Raw genomic sequence first — 14,827 nt, 5'->3', positions numbered from 1 at the left:
ACATGTTTATTGGCGGAAAATTTCATCTGGGGTTGCGTACGATAAAAACCTCTTTAGCGGTGATGCTGTGCATCATCTTCTTTCAGCTCACTGATAGAGGGAATCCTGTGATTGCATCCCTTGGGGCGGTCTTTGCTTTGCGGGAAGATATTTCATCATCTGTCAACTTTGGCAAATCGCGCGTTGTTGCCACTTTGCTGGGAGGCGTCAATGCCCTGCTTTACTATTTTTTCCTGCGCTTCTTCGATAGTCAGGACATTGTTCAAGTGATTCTCGTGCCGGTATTCGTCGCGCTGACGATTGCCATCTCAGTGGGACTGGACAACAAGACCGGCGTTATCGGTAGTGTGGCCACGCTGCTGGTCATTGCCTTCACTATCCCCAAAAGCGAATCAGTCCTATACGTTATCAACCGCGTCGTCGATACGTTCATCGGGACATTTTTCGCGATTGCCATTAATTACCTGATAAAATCACCTAAAGAGGACAAAGGCGCATCCATTGAAGAAAAGTTGCTGAAGATTAAAGAAAAAGAACGGGAAATCACCCAACTAAAACAGGATATCAAAGACTTAAGGCGCTAAAACGGAGAAAGGCTAATGTTCTTTCTCCGTTTTTATGTTATCGGACAGCGGCAATGAACGAAGTGCCTGTTTACTGTGATTCCTTCAATTGTTTCTTTCCCGATGATAGTTGTGATTCGATTTTAAATTTTATTTTTTACCGACTTTTTTAGACTGGTCCAGAGGTCCCGTTACCCCAGAAACTGAGGTATAAAAAGGATAAAGTTATGCAACATATGGATAAAAATCGAATCTGCTAAATTTTTATGTCTTGAAAAGGCATAGTACAAACCGCAGCCGGCGATAAAGAAGTAACACCCCAGATAAATGCTGTTTGGAACATGGATCACCAAGAAAATGAGTGATGAAGCAATCAACTTAATGATAAAAGGTTTATCGAAAAAGAATTTTTCAAACATTCCTCTGTATACTGTCTCTTCCCAGACAGGGATAACAATAACTTGAAAAATAAAGTAAAAAAAGATAAGTGCCAGTGATTCCCTTTCGCTGGTAGCAGCTGAGGAAGGCCCACCTTGGTCCAGCACTGATTTAATATACATAAATAGAAACGGCACGCTCGCAATCAACATGACACAATAAATAATGATGTTGTGCAACATATCTTGCCAGCTTAACATGGTGAAGTTGATATGATACCTTTTTAAAAATCGATACGCACCATATAAACAAGCAACCCCCAAGAGACCTGTTAAAAAAAAAATGCGTTTGTATTTGACATACTTTCAAGTGAATCTGTTAGCATACCTGCTACTATTGAATATACCAACAAAAATATGATATATATGGTAATTCGCGACCCAAGTGACAGTTCTTTCATTCTAGTTCTGCTCCTTTTACTTGCAAAATTAATTCAGCGGCTGTTTTAACCGCTCTTTTATTTTAGCTGCCTTACCGATTGAAAAGACCCGTACCAAGTCAGCTTCAAAATGAATCTCACGCGTTTTAAAATTGATTTCTTGCATGTTTAACGGGTTGGCTAAGCACGACCGGTTGATGCGGATAAGGGAAGGATACTGCTTTTCCAGCTCGGATAATTTCCCGTAAAATTCGTAGTGTCCATTTTTCGTGTAAAGGCGAACCCTGTGAGGCAGCTCGGAAGGCTCAATAAAATAAACATCGTGCAAGTTAACGACAAATTGTTGCGAGCCGATAGAAAAAATGAATGCTTGATGGGCATTCGTCCTGACTGCGTCGATTCGCTGCTGCGCCAGTGTCAACAGCTCGACGATTTCTGCCCGGTAATCATCCAGCGGCTGGTCCTTTGTGACGAAGCCCAGCGTTTCTACCCGCCGTTTAATGGTCAGCGGCAGCATTTCTTCATGGGTCGTGGTGAAAATAATCTTGGCCTGCACGTCAGACTCGCGGATTTTTTCCGCCAAATCAATGCCGTCAATCGTGTGATTCAAGTCAATGTCTAAAAAGTAGATACCTTGACTCGGCTTAAAGGTTTTTAAGTATTTTTCCACTTCGACCGGACTCTGTGTCTTGAGCTTGATTTCAAATAAATCACTGTGAAACAAGATATAGTTCTGAATAATGGTTTCAAGCTGGTTTAACTGAGTAATCTGATCTTCGCAGATGATGATAGGATAGCTCATGTTTACGACCTTTCTTCCCGCATCAGGATAACTTGAGCGGTAAATTGTAATTGGTTGCTGTGATATTGTACAAACATGTTGCGGTGCTTGTGATTGATTTCTTGGATAGTATGCAACCCTAACCCTTGATGACCTGCTTTGGTGGAAAATCCTTTCTGCAACAGGCTGTTGATGGGCACATTGAGCGGCTGACAGCTGTTTTCAATCAAAAATTCTATCTGATGTGCGTCTTGATAAATCAGTAAAGACAGCTCCTTCGCTTCGCTTTCGCTGGCAGCCTCTATAGCGTTATCCAGCATAATCCCCAATACTCGCACACAATCAAAGATGGGAATCGGGACCACCTCAATCACCTGAGAACACTCGAAACGGCAATGCAGCGAAGACTCGGTTGCCTGGTAGAGCTTGGCAATCAGCAAGCTTTTTAAATAGTCATTTTTGACATTTTTTAAGTGAGGATAATCAAACTTAGTTGACGATAGATAGGCATCAGAATAAACTTCCAACTCCTGAATCTTATCCGCAAAATCAGCATCAGCATTTATGTCGACCGTCTCTTTCAAGCTCAACAGCAAATTTTTGTAATCATGCCGGAACTTTCTTAAGCGTTCTTGACTTTGTTCCAGCTTGTCCGTATATTTTTTTAGATGACTGAGTTCCTGTTCCTTTAATTGTTGTTCGTACTTATCCTTTTGTTTGACTGTGGTGATAAGAAATAAGAAAAGCACAAAAACCAGTTGAAGCATCACGAAAACAGAAATCCCGATAATAAACTGGTCAAACGCTTCAAAGTAGTGGGCGCCGTATGAAACCAGCAGCGTTGCCAAAATCAAATAGCTCATAAAAAATGCAGTTGTCTTAGAGCTGTATTTTTCGATAAAAGCTTGTGTCCGTAATTTCTTGTATAAATAAACAAACCCAGCTAACAGAAGTAAGTTAAGCATTAGATGGAAAAACACAAAACTATATCCTTTGACGCCTTCATGTGAAAAACTGAAGTACATAATGATAGAACTCACTAAAGATGCACTGAAGTTTACTAACGTGCATAACAAAAGAACATTCAGTAAACTGATGTCTGATTTTCCTTTTGGTTTTAAAATGAAGTAACTCGCCACAACAGGAATAACCTCAGCAAATCCCGTAAATAATTGCGCAACAAATGTGACGGGTAAAAACAGCAGTGCCATCACTTTCTTTTTTCTGCTGTATGGTGCAGGCAGCAAACTAAAAATCAGCAGATAGTACAATACTAAATTACCAATCATCCTGACAATATAAGCCTTTGTATCAATAATAACCAAGCATCATCCCTCCCGATTAAATTATAACAAAGGTTATATTTTTTAACACTTCTTAAAAAGAGAAAAAACACATTTTTCGAGCTCAGAACCATTTTTCCCCATAAAATTAAAATTTTCTCCACCGTTTATCTTTTTTACTCGTTTTCTTCCCATTGCCAAAATGTGATAGTGATAGTATGCCATATGTTTATGGTTAACATGAAAAGTTTTCCCGAACGCGCATGGGAGCATTCCTGAACGTGACACTTTTACAGTATTGTCCGTTCAGGAAATATTTCGATGGTGCCCAGGAAGATTTTGGCCGCAGATAGATCAAAAGTACTATAATTAATATGAAAATTCTAGAATACAATAAGAAATGGAAAGACTAGTTGAAAAATCAGTCACTAAAAAAATATAATAATGGAGGTTTACTATGAAGGCACTGTACAAAGGTAAAATAGCTCATGTTTGGGAAATCAGTAAAACAGGGAAACAACCGGAATGGATTGCTGATTTATTTAACAAACACTACCTTACATGGTACGATAATCGATTAAAAATTTTAGTTCAGGCTATCTCTCCCTCGCCTGCTAGGAATATAAAACGTGGGTTACTAGATACTCTCGAACGAAGTTACAACGGCGGATATAAAATGGGAGATATAGGCGATTTTTTTGATGCAACTAATGGCAGAGTAATCTCTAAAGAAAAATTTCACGCGCAATATGCTATTGAAATTGAGTAAAGGAAGCTTTCTGAAAGGTGACGAAGATGCCAATTTTGGAATGAAGCGAACAAATATTTATCCAGCAAGTAAAATGGAAAATATAAATATTTGGTAGCCTAAGACCTATTAGAAGTTTCTTTAAGTAAAAAAATGTACTGGACACCAAACAATCATTGTCAGGAGATGTTGATTATGAAAAAAAGAGAGCAAGAACAACAAGTGTTACAACAAGTGAATGCACTGTTAGATTTGGATATCAGCAGCGAGGAACGCAAAGCCCTTGCCTATGCGAAGAAAGGCTTGGAAAAGTCAGATTATTTTCCTAGCGTTATTGGCGCCTTAAGAAATGATTTAACCCCATTGGCTATGAGACGTTCACTATCACCAGCTGTTTCAAAATTTTATTTGACCGTTACTAATCATAAATATATGAATAAAAATTTTGGCGGCGGACTAATTAGCACTTGGGCTAATATTTTCAAGTAGATTTCGGAATAAAAAATCAACTTATTTGTCCCTGAAAAAATTCAGCTTTCTTTATTATCATGAAATACATTAAAGGAGAGTGTTGTACATGCAAAATGTAAAAGAGTTACTAAAAATTAATGCTAGAAAATATTTTACTAATGGCTCTGTAATAAATCCTATTGCGAGTTCTGCCGGTGACGTTACAGGGTTGTTTGCAGGGAAGACGGGGTGTGTTCAGCATGGCTAGAAATAAGAATTTATACCTTAAAGGAGCTATTCAAATAATGGTTTTCATACTAGTAATGATACTATTATCTTCCTACGCAAATTTTTCATTAACTAATTTCTTAATTGGGACAATGATCTTCTCTTTAGGTGTAGGAATCAATATTTATTTGAAGAGGAATGGTTCTGAGAAGTGAAGTAAGTTGTAGATGTCAAAAGTTATATGATTCTTGAAGAAGCCAGTAAAGTATAAAGTCAGTGCAGAATCATTAAAAAAATACAAAAAAACAGGTGGCTGCTGGTGAATTATAATGGGCGTAATTTTATAAGATGCTTGTCTTGTCTGAAAAATGTGATGTTTACTTGGTTTTTATTCGTGGGAGCAATCGTATCCTTCCAATTTGTAGTGGGGATTAACCCTGCCATATTAAATGAAAACCTATGGCTATTTATGCTGGGGACATCAATAGTTGCTAATATAGTTACAGCGATTAGAAAATACAAAGGAAAGGTGTATCGATGAGTATTATACCATCATCGTTCTTCTAACTTTTTAGTCGGAAAATTGAGATTAGGCACTTTTAATAGCTGTGTTGTGAAGTATCTAAATATTTTAGTGTCTAATCTTTCCTTTAGCTAGTTGCTTTTCTATTTGTTTCAATATTTCTTTTCCGCTTTCATAGCTGATGATTTGATAGGCTTCCTCAAGCGAACACCAGATTAACTCAGCAAATTCTTCGCCATCTTCAATCGTAAATTCAGGAAATTTCCCCGTCCATTCTTCAATCAAATAAATATAAAAAATAACGCTTATTTCTGATACTTTCAAGGTACCTCTATCAGTTGATACTTTTTTACAATAATTTTATGGTCAAATTCCTCCATCACCTCACGAAACATTGCATTGAGCAAATGATCATGACCATCTTTTTGCTCCTTGATTTCCACAGACCCATTTGTAAAAAAATATCTTTTCAAGCTTTATCTCTTTTTTCCAGTAGTATGGTATTTTGCTTATTATCATAGAAAGCAAAAATGACACCTTCACGATAATTACCATCATGTGAATATATTTTATTTCCTCCTAGCCATCATTTTAATGGTGATATGTATCCCTTTGTTCATAAACTAACGTCTGTATATAGATAACTGTAGTTTGCAAGCATGGGGCAAGACTTTCGCGACCGACGAATGACAACGTTAACATTTTTTCGTTTGTAAATTTAAATTTATACCTTAATTAAGAGGCAGCGTCAAGATACACCTCTCCTGCCCTCTTTGGCTAATAGCCACACAAGTTTGTCAGTAACGCGCGATTTTGGCAAGTCTCCGGACTCCATGGAAAAATTGGAATGTCCGTTATTATGTATAACTAATAAACCTAGCTTTTAAATTCTTCAGCGGCATCGCTTTCGTTAGAGAGTTCTTTTTCTATTATTTTTGCAATTTCGTCAATATTCATTTCGTAAAATAATATAGCCGGCACACGAACCTCGAACACTTTTTCTTCATTCAAGACAGGCGGAAATGGGTCTGGGATTATTAATGCATCTAAGTGTCCTTCCTTTTTTGATTTTTCCCATTCAAATGTGACATCCCATTTGTCACCTAATGATTCAAGCAGCTTTTTTTCTAAAATAGAAATTTTCTTTCCTGGAATACCTCCTAAATAGGATACTCCAAATGGCTGATTAGTATAAAGAACAAATGCAATTTTTCTCACAATAATCTCTCCTCGTATTTATAATTTTAGAACATGAACAGCCTATAAAACAGATATTAGCAATCACATATGGGAAGCGTTAAGAACTCCCATTACCGGAATAACCAGATTTAAAGTCAGAATGGTCATACTTTTCATAATCTAAGAAATCCGTTAGATCAGCACGTAGTAAAATTAATCATGAGAAAGTTCTCCTGAAAAATTTCGGTGTCGCAACTTTAATTCTGTAGAATGGACTTTCTTTTTTTACTACCCCTAATTTCTATTTATACAAAACAGTTTACACTATCTTTAAAATATTTACTTACCTTCATTTTTAAATTTCTCCTTTTTTTAAAATTCAATGTCTCTAAATACAGCTACACTAATAATCATATCATAGTCTTAGATAACTTAAGAAATTAATTTAGATTCCAAATTATCAATGGTAATTGAGAAAATTTATTACTTCAACTTCAAAACAGATAATTTACTTCTTCTTTTGTGTGTTATGTCAATTTTGCCGTTTTTTACACTTCACTAAAAAAGGATGTTCGGCTTTTGTTGAGAGTGCAATTCCAAGCGACTGAGATAAAAATTAACAGCGGAAATGCCTCTTACTAATTTTTGCCCGAGTTTTCGACATAGGAGCTTCTTGGATTATTTCTCCGAACATATCTTTGAGTGCATTTTTAATATTATCAGTTGTTTTTATATCGTAATGTTTGATCTTTTTTATTTGATCTTTAGAGATTATACTCGTTGGTATATTCCTTCTAGATGTTTTTTAATTAGACTATTTTAGAACTCACACAAAATATTGTACACTCCCATTTTTCAAAAAAAGTAGTCGTTTAAATGGCATTGTCATTCAGGAATCATATTGGCAACATTCAAGAAGGTTTTTACTAAACATATTAGAAACGTGTTATAGTCATCTTATTAAAAAAACCCTTCAAGGGAAGTGAAAGGAATGACATTTTTTGGAAAAGTTAAAATGGTTTTCAGGCGGAAAAGACCGTGGCAATCAAGCCCTCACTCTCATTACCGAACTATTGAAAGAACTCAGTAATGACCCAAAGAGTAATACACTGCAAAATGTACTACTTAATTATAAGGATGAGCTAGAAAGAAAACAGTCTGCTGTCCCGCATATTTTAAGCCGTATGAATCTGGATATTTCGAGTGCCATTAGGAAAGACCAGCTTTCTTTATCTCATACTCAGTCGAGTGTGTTGAACGAGTTAACTACTCTATCAACTATTAGATACGGGTATTAGATTAAACTGCCCTTGCATATAATTTTAGTCGTAATGTCGGCACGTCTTATCCATTCAGGAATTATATCGGCAGCACTCAAGAAGGTTTGTACCGAATATCATGGAATCGTGTTACACTTTTCCTGTAGAAAATTATATAACAGGAGGTGATTCCATGTCTGAGAAGAAAGATTCAAAAATGATTCTTGCTAAATTTGGGTTTCTAGGACTTTTCTTAACTAAAATAACTGCTGCTAAGAAAAAATACACATTTTTTCTATTAGCGTCATTGTCCTTTGCTGTGTTGTTTATCGGCTTTGACTTATTTTTAGATGGATTGCATGGACAGAAAATGATTCGCTACATCATCGTTTTAGCATTTTCGATTATATATGGTGCGTGTTTGTCTGCTGCTGCAAAAAAACTAAAATAATAAGACCAGTGGAGAAGAACTGTTTGACAGCCTCCCCAAAAATAGCTGTTGAAAATAAACATATTTAGAAGGAGCTGTCACTCTGTGAATAGAGAACAGCTCCTTCTTTATATCCAGCCACATCTCTGCGGACATTTTTCAGTTAGAATCCCACCTCAGCCGATTCTTTTCCTAACTCCTCGTAGGTTTAAAGCCTGTATCTTACCCGTTACTGCGGCTGTAAATTATCCAGAAAGCAAAAATAAGCTATTGGCTTTAGTAAATGACATTGAATTTACGATTTATTAATTTGATTTCGATTAGTTTAATACAAAATGAAAAGGATTACTGTGAGTAATTTTTTTTACATGGAAAATTGATTGAATCATGTGATTAGCAGGAAGCCGGGAAAACGATATTGTCATGGGGCCATTTAGCGGCTCTAGAATAGCTGCAGAAGTGACCGTAAAATATAGCAGACAATATACCCTGATTCAGCTAAATCTGATACCATCACAAAGGACGAACAACATACGAGTAAAACTATTGTGAGCATCTAGCATAATCACAATAAAAAAGACATGCAATGAGCATGTCTCATGTCTAAGGTCCGTGGCCGAAAATAATCCAACCGAAAATATAAAGTCCCAAGTAACAAAGTAAAACTACTGAAGAGAAAATCAAAGGAACTAGCAAAGCTTTTAACTTGAATTTTTTTAAAAGTACCGCTGAAAGTATGATTGCTAGGATATTTCCAGTAAAAAATAGATATAAAGCTGGAGAGTAGTATTTGAGAAAAGCATCTACACTTTGAACAGAAAGAGGTGATAAAATGTAAAACATTGGCGCTGTACAGATGATGGCTAAAATAAAAATCACAAGTGGAAGAACGTTAATATACTTTGATTTCATGGCTATTACCTCTTTTCTCCTTTAAAACTATTATACCAAAAAAAACAGCCGCTGAACTACTTCAACGGCTGTCTTATCTTAATCTTTTTCGTGATAGTTGACCACATTGCTGTTATTCTTTTTCGTAAAGTTTTCAATCAGTTCCTTAACGTCCAGACCGGTGGTTTCCTTCAACGTTTCCTGAGAAGCGGAAAGCAGGTTTGTGGCGTAGTTAGTAATCCGGTTTGCACCGCTGTTCTCGCCACCTTGACCTGTGTCCACCACAGAAATACGTTCGATATTGCCCATCGGTTGAGCAGCTTCTTTCACCATCTGAGGCATGATTTCAACAATCATACTGATGACGGCCGCTTCGCCATATTGCTTGAAGGCTTCGGCAATCAGTTCTTTCGCCTCGGCTTCCGCCCGTCCTTTTGCCAAGATTGCTTCCGCAGCTGCCTGACCTTCCAACCGTACTTGTGACGCATTGGCTTCAGCCATTGCCTCTACGCGGAATTTCTCCGCTTCGGCATCGGCAACTTCTTTAGCTTTTTCTGCCAGCGCTTCTTGTTCCTTGGCGTAACGGTCAGCATCCGCTTTTTTCTTCACTTCAGAATCGTACTGTTTCTCACGACGGATGATTTCTTTTTCTTCCAATTCGATTTGTTTCTGACGCTCAATGACTTTGACTTCCATCTCCTGAGCGATAACGTCTTGTTGGGCACGGGCGCTTTCCAAGTTATACGCTTGGTCGGCACGCGCTTTGGCAACATCTTGCTCTTCTTTATATGCTGCCAGCTTCAGTTCTTTTTCCTTCGCCGCTTCCGCGATTTCTGTCTGGCGTTCAAGCTCTGCTTTGGTCGATTCTTTTTCAGCCATCGCCCGTTTGATTCGCGTTTCTTTGTCCGCTTCAGCTTCAGCAATATTTGCGTCACGTTTGACTTGGGCAATCCGCGGCTTCCCTAAAGAATCCAAATAACCATTTTTGTCTTTGACTTCTTTAATCGTGAAGGATACGATGACCAGTCCCATTTTTGCCAAATCGACACTGGCAACCTCTTGCACGCTCTGACTAAATTTATCTCTGTTCTGATAAATCTCTTCCACTGTCATCGAACCAAGAATGGAACGCAGGTGGCCTTCCAGCACTTCACGCGCTTCATTTTCCAATTCTTCACGTGTTTTGCCTAGAAACTGTTCGGCCGCTGTAGCGATTTCTTCCACCGACGAACCGATTTTAATGATAGACGTGCCGTCTGCCATCACCGGTACACCCTGCTCTGTGTAGACTTCCGGTGTTGACACATCTAGCTTGCTGGACAAAAGACTTAGTCTGTTTGACCGCTGGAAAACCGGCAGAACGAACGCACCACCGCCTCTGACGATTTTTACTTTGTTGCCGGCATCGTCCTGATGCACATTTTTTACTCCCAGATAACTCCCGCTGATAATCAGCGCTTCATCCGGTTTAGCTGTCTGATATTTTGAAATAAACACAACCAGCATCATCAATAAAATAAAGACCACAATTGCAATAGGTATAAACAATCCAAAACTCATTAGTTCTCCTCCTTTTTTACATCACAAAATTTTCTTTGTACGGGACTACGTAGCAGACACGCTCCCTGATTTCAATAATCAGCACTTCTTTACCCGCAGCAATTGCTTCTTCCTGCGGTTCATAGAATTTTGCCGGTCTGGTCATTGAGCCGGTCACGCTGACGATTTTAATCTCCCCCATGCCGTCCACTGGAATCGGTGTCACGACTTCTGCTTTTCTGCCTTCCAGATCCCGTTCCGAAACAGAAATAGTTGCTTCTGAATTGCGTAAAGGGACCAACACGTAGAAATTTAGGATGAACACCAGAATACTGGAAATACCAACACCAAGGAAAATGATGAAATAGCTGTTCCAATCCGTCAGCATTTCACCAAGATAGCCCACCAATGCAGCAAATGCGAACCACGGCACCAACAACATCGGGTCAACTGGTCCATCAAATTCAAAAACATCTCCAAACAAAAACAACAGGACCGAGATGACCGCACAAATAATCAACACATAGAAATAAATGGTTTGTAATGGGATCTGCGCTAACAAACTTTCTCACTCCCTTTCTGTTCCGACTATTCTTATATTTTACCAATCTTTTTCATAAAAAAATAGATTTAGATAACACTTTTGTAAAAATCATCCTAAAGTCTGAGAGGCGGTACAATCCCACCAGCTGTTCCCCTTCGCTTTCGCCTGTCCGCAGAAAAGAGAATAGCACCGCCTGTCTCCCCCGCCGAATCCTGCAATTTTTTGTTGCCGCAAGTGCCGGAGAGGTACGTCCTTGTTGCGGTGGACATTGCTTTTTCCACCAGTCCATAATAGATATTTATAAGCGTTCTGTGTTATATTTAAAAAATAAAAATAACGTTTTTTGCCTTGACTTCCCGCCCCGTTCCGCAAGGATGATATAATTTTAAACATAATCCGAACAACGCTTTATTTCATACAACTTTGTTTCTTCCGAGAATGCGGTTCCACAACTCTTTTGGGCCAATATATGACACAAACGGAATGCTGTTTTTTTCGGATATTGTTTTTTTGTCTGTTTATACGACATTCACACGCTGGTTCGGACTGCTGCCTGAAACAGTGAGTGAAACGGGATAGAAGAAACAATGCGTTCTCTGTGAACCCTCACTTACGACCGCTTGAAAATTATCGTCATTAACGATTGCTGCCCAATTTTCTTCTGTGATAACCACCCAGGGAACGTCCATCATGTCGGTACTGTTTGTAACCATCTCTCATCCAAGATAAAAATAGTGTCAATCGCCGAATGGCGGGCAGGCTCTGCATAAAAAAGCTGTCAGGAGTGACCCCTGACAGCTTTTTTATATCCTGTCTTACCCTTGGATTTAATCATTCATTAGACTTCAGCGCTTCAATCATATCGACCTTTTTCAGCTTGCGGTGCATTACCATCATCACAATCAGTGAGAACAGAAAAGTCAGCAATATCGCATAAACATAGCTCATGGCATGAATTGTTTTCGGGAACATCATCAAGTCCACTTCCGCGGTCTGCAGCACAAACCCGTGCAGCAGAATCCCCAGCAAGCAGCCGACGCCGACCCCCAGCAGTGTCAGCAGATTATTTTCCCGGTAGACATATTGGGTGACTTCGTTGTCGTAGAAGCCCAGCACTTTTATCGTGGACAGCTCCCTGATTCGTTCCGAGATGTTGATATTGGTCAGATTGTACAGCACGATAAAGGCCAGCATTGCGGCGGACACAATCAGCACCCAAACAACGATGTTCAAACTGTTCATCGTATCATCCAGCGCCTGACCAATTTGTGTCGTGTAACTGACATTCAAAATACCGTCTGTCGCCATCAGCTGAGCCGCGATGTCTTTTTCGCGGTCATCCGAAAGGGACGTATTGAGGCGGACCAAATCCACATTATACACTGGTGTTTCGCCGAATACTTTCTCGTAGTACGCCGGTGTCATGTAAGCAAAATGCATGGTGTAGTTTTCGACGATGTGTGACACTTTCATACGGTATGTGTCGCGGTCGGCATTTTTCAGCGTCACTGTATCGCCTGCTTCGATGTCAAACAGTTTTGCCAGCTTTTCGTTGATGATCGCACCCTCGTCGTCAAGGCTGTAGACTGCACCTGTTTTGCGGTCGTTGAACAAAACAAACTGGTCAAGATTGTCGGTTTGCTGCGGAACGTCCACGGTCACGTCGTGCGTCGTATAACCTTGTTTGACGACCTCGAACGTGTTTTGTGACAGCTGCAGCTGGTCTTCGTATTCGGGCAGACCGGTCAGTGCCGCTTGGTACGCTTCTTTTTCTGCGTCTGAGCTGTCGTCGTTCAGCGTAATCGTTGCGTCATAGTGCCACAACTTATTAAACTGAATCGTCACGATGTCACCAATCGAATCCCTGACGCCAAAACCGGTCAGCATCAGTGCCGTACAACCGGCAATCCCGATGACGGTCATCAGCATGCGCTGTTTATAGCGGAAGAGATTGCGGGCAGTCACCTTCTGATTAAAATTCAGGCGGGACCACAGCCATGTCACCCGCTCCAGCAAAATGCGCTTGCCTGGTTTGGGCGCTTTCGGACGCATCAGCGCAGCCGGCGTGCTTAACAGATCGATTCGCAGCACAATCAGCGATGACAGCAGTGTACAAATCAGCGCCACGACAATCGACTGAACAGAATAGCTGGTATAGTAAGTCAGACGGACATCCGGCAGATTGTACATCGAGCCGTACGCATTAAAAATAATTTTCGGAAAAGTGTTGTACCCGATAATCAGACCCAGCACACTGCCGGCGACACTAGCCAACGTGGCATACACGATGAATTTCAGCGAGATTTCCCAGTTGGCATAGCCTAATGCCTTTAACGTACCGATTTCACTGCGCTTTTCATCGACCATCCGCGTCATCGTCGTCAGACACACCAACGCGGCTATCATAAAGAAAAAAACCGGAAAAACAGACGCAATGGACGATAAACGCTTGGCATTTTCATGATATTCAGAGTAGGCCGGCGTATCGTCGCGGCTTAAAAAGAAGTACTCCGGTGCTTCCAGCTCGGACAGTTTTTGTTTTTCTTCCGCAAGTGTCTCGTAGGAGTCGGCCAGCTCGGCTTTTTTCTCATCCAATTCTGCCTGCTGTGTATCAAGTTCCGCTTTGGCAGACGTCAGCTGGTCCTTTTGCGCTTGCGGTACCGGCTGTCCCATTGCCTCGGCTGCCGTCAGCATTGACAGATTTTGTGTCACCTCGCCCAGTGCGGCATCCAGCTGGCTTTGCGCTTCATCCAGACTGTTTTGTCCGTCACGCAGTTCTGATTCGGCCTCGTCGATTTCCTTTTGTGCGTCAGACGTGATTTCCGCCAGCTTTTCCGCCGGGCGGTCGGCAAACTGTTTCTCCAGCGCCGCCTCATGCTTGGCTAGACGTTGGTCATACGTGTCGCTGTAACTCTGTACTCTTTCCAAGTCTTTGAACCGGACGGCCAGCTCGGTATAAGCATCCATATTGAAATCTTCTTCGGGGATGACCCCAAAATAATCGATTGACCCCTTGCCGACCGACGTATTGCCGCGGCTCACCTTGTCGATATACAGCGGACTGTTGACAAAACCGACGATTTTAAAAGAGGTTTTAGCAACATTGGCTTTCGCCTCTTCGTCGGTTTTCAAGGTAAACGTATCTCCGATGTTATACGATCCGAGAGTATCAGCGCGACTGTCAAGAGCAATCTCACCCGATTGTTTCGGCAGTCTGCCCTCAATCACCCGGTAGTCGTTCAAGTTATTCTTGCGCTCCGTGTCGTAAGAAAAAAGTTTCATGACCACATTTTCATTGGTCAGATTGACATCCAAACTGTATCCTGCCTGAAAATCCAGCACATCAGGATTATCCTCCACCAGCCGGATATCCTCGTCATACAGCCCCATGGTCGAGACGATTTGACTGTGCATGAGCCGTTTATCGCGGAAATAATGGTCTGCGGTGTCAATCATATTCGGGCCGGTCGCCTTAATGCCTACATAAAAGCAGACGCCTAAAAGAATAATCCCCAGAATGGATAGAAACCGGGTTTTGGACTGAAAAATTTCACGTTGAATGGATTTGTACAAGGCTTTCTTTTTCATACCA

General features: G+C 40.4%; 18 protein-coding genes. 7 read left to right on the top strand and 11 right to left on the bottom strand.

All coding sequences use genetic code 11. The features are described 5' to 3' along the window. The first annotated feature begins 2 nt into the window (after nucleotides 1–2). Nucleotides 3–584 carry an FUSC family protein gene (locus CBF27_RS06025; RefSeq protein ID WP_126813407.1) on the top strand — a complete coding sequence of 194 codons (582 nt, stop codon included), beginning with the start codon at nucleotides 3–5 and terminating at the stop codon, nucleotides 582–584. Nucleotides 585–754: 170 nt separating this feature from the next. On the opposite strand, the gene CBF27_RS06020 is transcribed toward CBF27_RS06025, so the two are convergent. The 4 genes from CBF27_RS06020 to CBF27_RS14605 all read right to left on the bottom strand — a co-directional run bounded on the left by CBF27_RS06020 (nucleotide 755) and on the right by CBF27_RS14605 (nucleotide 3,639). After that, nucleotides 755–1,123 (bottom strand): CPBP family intramembrane glutamic endopeptidase, encoded by a 369-nt coding sequence (locus tag CBF27_RS06020; protein ID WP_170175015.1) that lies wholly within the window; start codon nucleotides 1,121–1,123, stop codon nucleotides 755–757. 306 nt (nucleotides 1,124–1,429) lie between these two features. Next, the gene (locus tag CBF27_RS06015; protein ID WP_126813403.1) at nucleotides 1,430–2,182 is read right to left on the bottom strand and encodes a response regulator transcription factor; all 753 of its coding nucleotides are present in this window, start codon (nucleotides 2,180–2,182) and stop codon (nucleotides 1,430–1,432) included. Nucleotides 2,183–2,184: 2 nt separating this feature from the next. Then, the gene (locus CBF27_RS06010) at nucleotides 2,185–3,486 is read right to left on the bottom strand and encodes a sensor histidine kinase (protein WP_126813401.1); all 1,302 of its coding nucleotides are present in this window, start codon (nucleotides 3,484–3,486) and stop codon (nucleotides 2,185–2,187) included. A gap of 42 nt (nucleotides 3,487–3,528) precedes the next feature. Then, a complete protein-coding gene (locus CBF27_RS14605; protein ID WP_170175014.1) occupies nucleotides 3,529–3,639 on the bottom strand; it encodes an EntF family bacteriocin induction factor in 111 nt (36 codons plus the stop codon). Between the two features lie 262 nt (nucleotides 3,640–3,901). Here CBF27_RS14605 and CBF27_RS06000 point away from each other — a divergent pair, with 262 nt between their 5' ends. From CBF27_RS06000 to CBF27_RS14110, 3 genes are all read left to right on the top strand, one after another. Beyond that, nucleotides 3,902–4,213 (top strand): hypothetical protein, encoded by a 312-nt coding sequence (locus CBF27_RS06000; protein ID WP_126813396.1) that lies wholly within the window; start codon nucleotides 3,902–3,904, stop codon nucleotides 4,211–4,213. Between the two features lie 174 nt (nucleotides 4,214–4,387). Next, nucleotides 4,388–4,681, top strand: coding sequence for a bacteriocin immunity family protein (locus tag CBF27_RS05995; protein ID WP_170175013.1), 294 nt, complete (start codon nucleotides 4,388–4,390; stop codon nucleotides 4,679–4,681). An 88-nt stretch (nucleotides 4,682–4,769) separates the two neighbouring features. Continuing rightward, the gene (locus CBF27_RS14110; protein ID WP_170175012.1) at nucleotides 4,770–4,910 is read left to right on the top strand and encodes a hypothetical protein; all 141 of its coding nucleotides are present in this window, start codon (nucleotides 4,770–4,772) and stop codon (nucleotides 4,908–4,910) included. A gap of 591 nt (nucleotides 4,911–5,501) precedes the next feature. Here the strand turns inward: CBF27_RS14110 and CBF27_RS14105 are convergent. Both CBF27_RS14105 and CBF27_RS05985 read right to left on the bottom strand, forming a co-directional pair. After that, nucleotides 5,502–5,717, bottom strand: coding sequence for an NUDIX hydrolase (locus CBF27_RS14105; protein WP_126813392.1), 216 nt, complete (start codon nucleotides 5,715–5,717; stop codon nucleotides 5,502–5,504). A 552-nt stretch (nucleotides 5,718–6,269) separates the two neighbouring features. Further along, nucleotides 6,270–6,611, bottom strand: a complete 342-nt coding sequence (locus CBF27_RS05985) for a hypothetical protein (RefSeq protein WP_126813390.1) — start codon at nucleotides 6,609–6,611, stop codon at nucleotides 6,270–6,272. Between the two features lie 962 nt (nucleotides 6,612–7,573). On the opposite strand from CBF27_RS05985, the gene CBF27_RS05980 reads away from it, so the two are divergent. The 3 genes from CBF27_RS05980 to CBF27_RS05970 all read left to right on the top strand — a co-directional run bounded on the left by CBF27_RS05980 (nucleotide 7,574) and on the right by CBF27_RS05970 (nucleotide 8,570). Then, entirely contained in the window at nucleotides 7,574–7,870 is a 297-nt protein-coding gene (locus tag CBF27_RS05980; protein ID WP_126813388.1) for a bacteriocin immunity protein, read from the top strand. 154 nt (nucleotides 7,871–8,024) lie between these two features. Further along, the gene (locus CBF27_RS05975; protein ID WP_126813386.1) at nucleotides 8,025–8,282 is read left to right on the top strand and encodes a hypothetical protein; all 258 of its coding nucleotides are present in this window, start codon (nucleotides 8,025–8,027) and stop codon (nucleotides 8,280–8,282) included. Nucleotides 8,283–8,366: 84 nt separating this feature from the next. Further along, on the top strand, nucleotides 8,367–8,570 hold the full coding sequence (locus CBF27_RS05970; protein WP_126813384.1) for a hypothetical protein: 204 nt from the start codon (nucleotides 8,367–8,369) through the stop codon (nucleotides 8,568–8,570). Nucleotides 8,571–8,864: 294 nt separating this feature from the next. On the opposite strand, the gene CBF27_RS05965 is transcribed toward CBF27_RS05970, so the two are convergent. The 5 genes from CBF27_RS05965 to CBF27_RS05945 all read right to left on the bottom strand — a co-directional run bounded on the left by CBF27_RS05965 (nucleotide 8,865) and on the right by CBF27_RS05945 (nucleotide 14,823). Next, nucleotides 8,865–9,173 carry a hypothetical protein gene (locus tag CBF27_RS05965; protein WP_126813382.1) on the bottom strand — a complete coding sequence of 103 codons (309 nt, stop codon included), beginning with the start codon at nucleotides 9,171–9,173 and terminating at the stop codon, nucleotides 8,865–8,867. A gap of 78 nt (nucleotides 9,174–9,251) precedes the next feature. Then, nucleotides 9,252–10,712, bottom strand: a complete 1,461-nt coding sequence (locus CBF27_RS05960; RefSeq protein ID WP_126813380.1) for a flotillin lipid rafts scaffold protein FloT — start codon at nucleotides 10,710–10,712, stop codon at nucleotides 9,252–9,254. Between the two features lie 16 nt (nucleotides 10,713–10,728). Further along, nucleotides 10,729–11,253: an NfeD family protein gene (locus CBF27_RS05955; RefSeq protein ID WP_126813378.1), complete on the bottom strand. Its 525-nt coding sequence runs from the start codon at nucleotides 11,251–11,253 to the stop codon at nucleotides 10,729–10,731. A 500-nt stretch (nucleotides 11,254–11,753) separates the two neighbouring features. Beyond that, nucleotides 11,754–11,948, bottom strand: coding sequence for a hypothetical protein (locus CBF27_RS05950; protein ID WP_126813376.1), 195 nt, complete (start codon nucleotides 11,946–11,948; stop codon nucleotides 11,754–11,756). A 118-nt stretch (nucleotides 11,949–12,066) separates the two neighbouring features. Then, a complete protein-coding gene (locus CBF27_RS05945) occupies nucleotides 12,067–14,823 on the bottom strand; it encodes an ABC transporter permease (RefSeq protein WP_126813374.1) in 2,757 nt (918 codons plus the stop codon). Nucleotides 14,824–14,827 lie beyond the last annotated feature (4 nt).

Origin of the sequence: Vagococcus acidifermentans, from assembly GCF_003987655.1 — a bacterium.
Classification (GTDB): domain Bacteria; phylum Bacillota; class Bacilli; order Lactobacillales; family Vagococcaceae; genus Vagococcus_B; species Vagococcus_B acidifermentans.
The sequence above is the reverse complement of the archived record's forward strand: the minus strand, read 5'-3'. Positions and strand labels throughout refer to the sequence as shown.

Excerpts from the sequence above, each read along its gene's own strand:
- CBF27_RS06025 (WP_126813407.1), top strand. The coding sequence starts at position 3 with ATGTTTATTGGCGGAAAATTTCATCTGGGGTTGCGTACGATAAAAACC.
- CBF27_RS06020 (WP_170175015.1), bottom strand. The coding sequence starts at position 1,123 with ATGTATATTAAATCAGTGCTGGACCAAGGTGGGCCTTCCTCAGCTGCT.
- CBF27_RS06015 (WP_126813403.1), bottom strand. The coding sequence starts at position 2,182 with ATGAGCTATCCTATCATCATCTGCGAAGATCAGATTACTCAGTTAAAC.
- CBF27_RS14605 (WP_170175014.1), bottom strand. The coding sequence starts at position 3,639 with ATGGGAAGAAAACGAGTAAAAAAGATAAACGGTGGAGAAAATTTTAAT.
- CBF27_RS06000 (WP_126813396.1), top strand. The coding sequence starts at position 3,902 with ATGAAGGCACTGTACAAAGGTAAAATAGCTCATGTTTGGGAAATCAGT.
- CBF27_RS05995 (WP_170175013.1), top strand. The coding sequence starts at position 4,388 with ATGAAAAAAAGAGAGCAAGAACAACAAGTGTTACAACAAGTGAATGCA.
- CBF27_RS14110 (WP_170175012.1), top strand. The coding sequence starts at position 4,770 with ATGCAAAATGTAAAAGAGTTACTAAAAATTAATGCTAGAAAATATTTT.
- CBF27_RS05975 (WP_126813386.1), top strand. The coding sequence starts at position 8,025 with ATGTCTGAGAAGAAAGATTCAAAAATGATTCTTGCTAAATTTGGGTTT.
- CBF27_RS05965 (WP_126813382.1), bottom strand. The coding sequence starts at position 9,173 with ATGAAATCAAAGTATATTAACGTTCTTCCACTTGTGATTTTTATTTTA.
- CBF27_RS05960 (WP_126813380.1), bottom strand. The coding sequence starts at position 10,712 with ATGAGTTTTGGATTGTTTATACCTATTGCAATTGTGGTCTTTATTTTA.
- CBF27_RS05950 (WP_126813376.1), bottom strand. The coding sequence starts at position 11,948 with ATGGTTACAAACAGTACCGACATGATGGACGTTCCCTGGGTGGTTATC.
- CBF27_RS05945 (WP_126813374.1), bottom strand. The coding sequence starts at position 14,823 with ATGAAAAAGAAAGCCTTGTACAAATCCATTCAACGTGAAATTTTTCAG.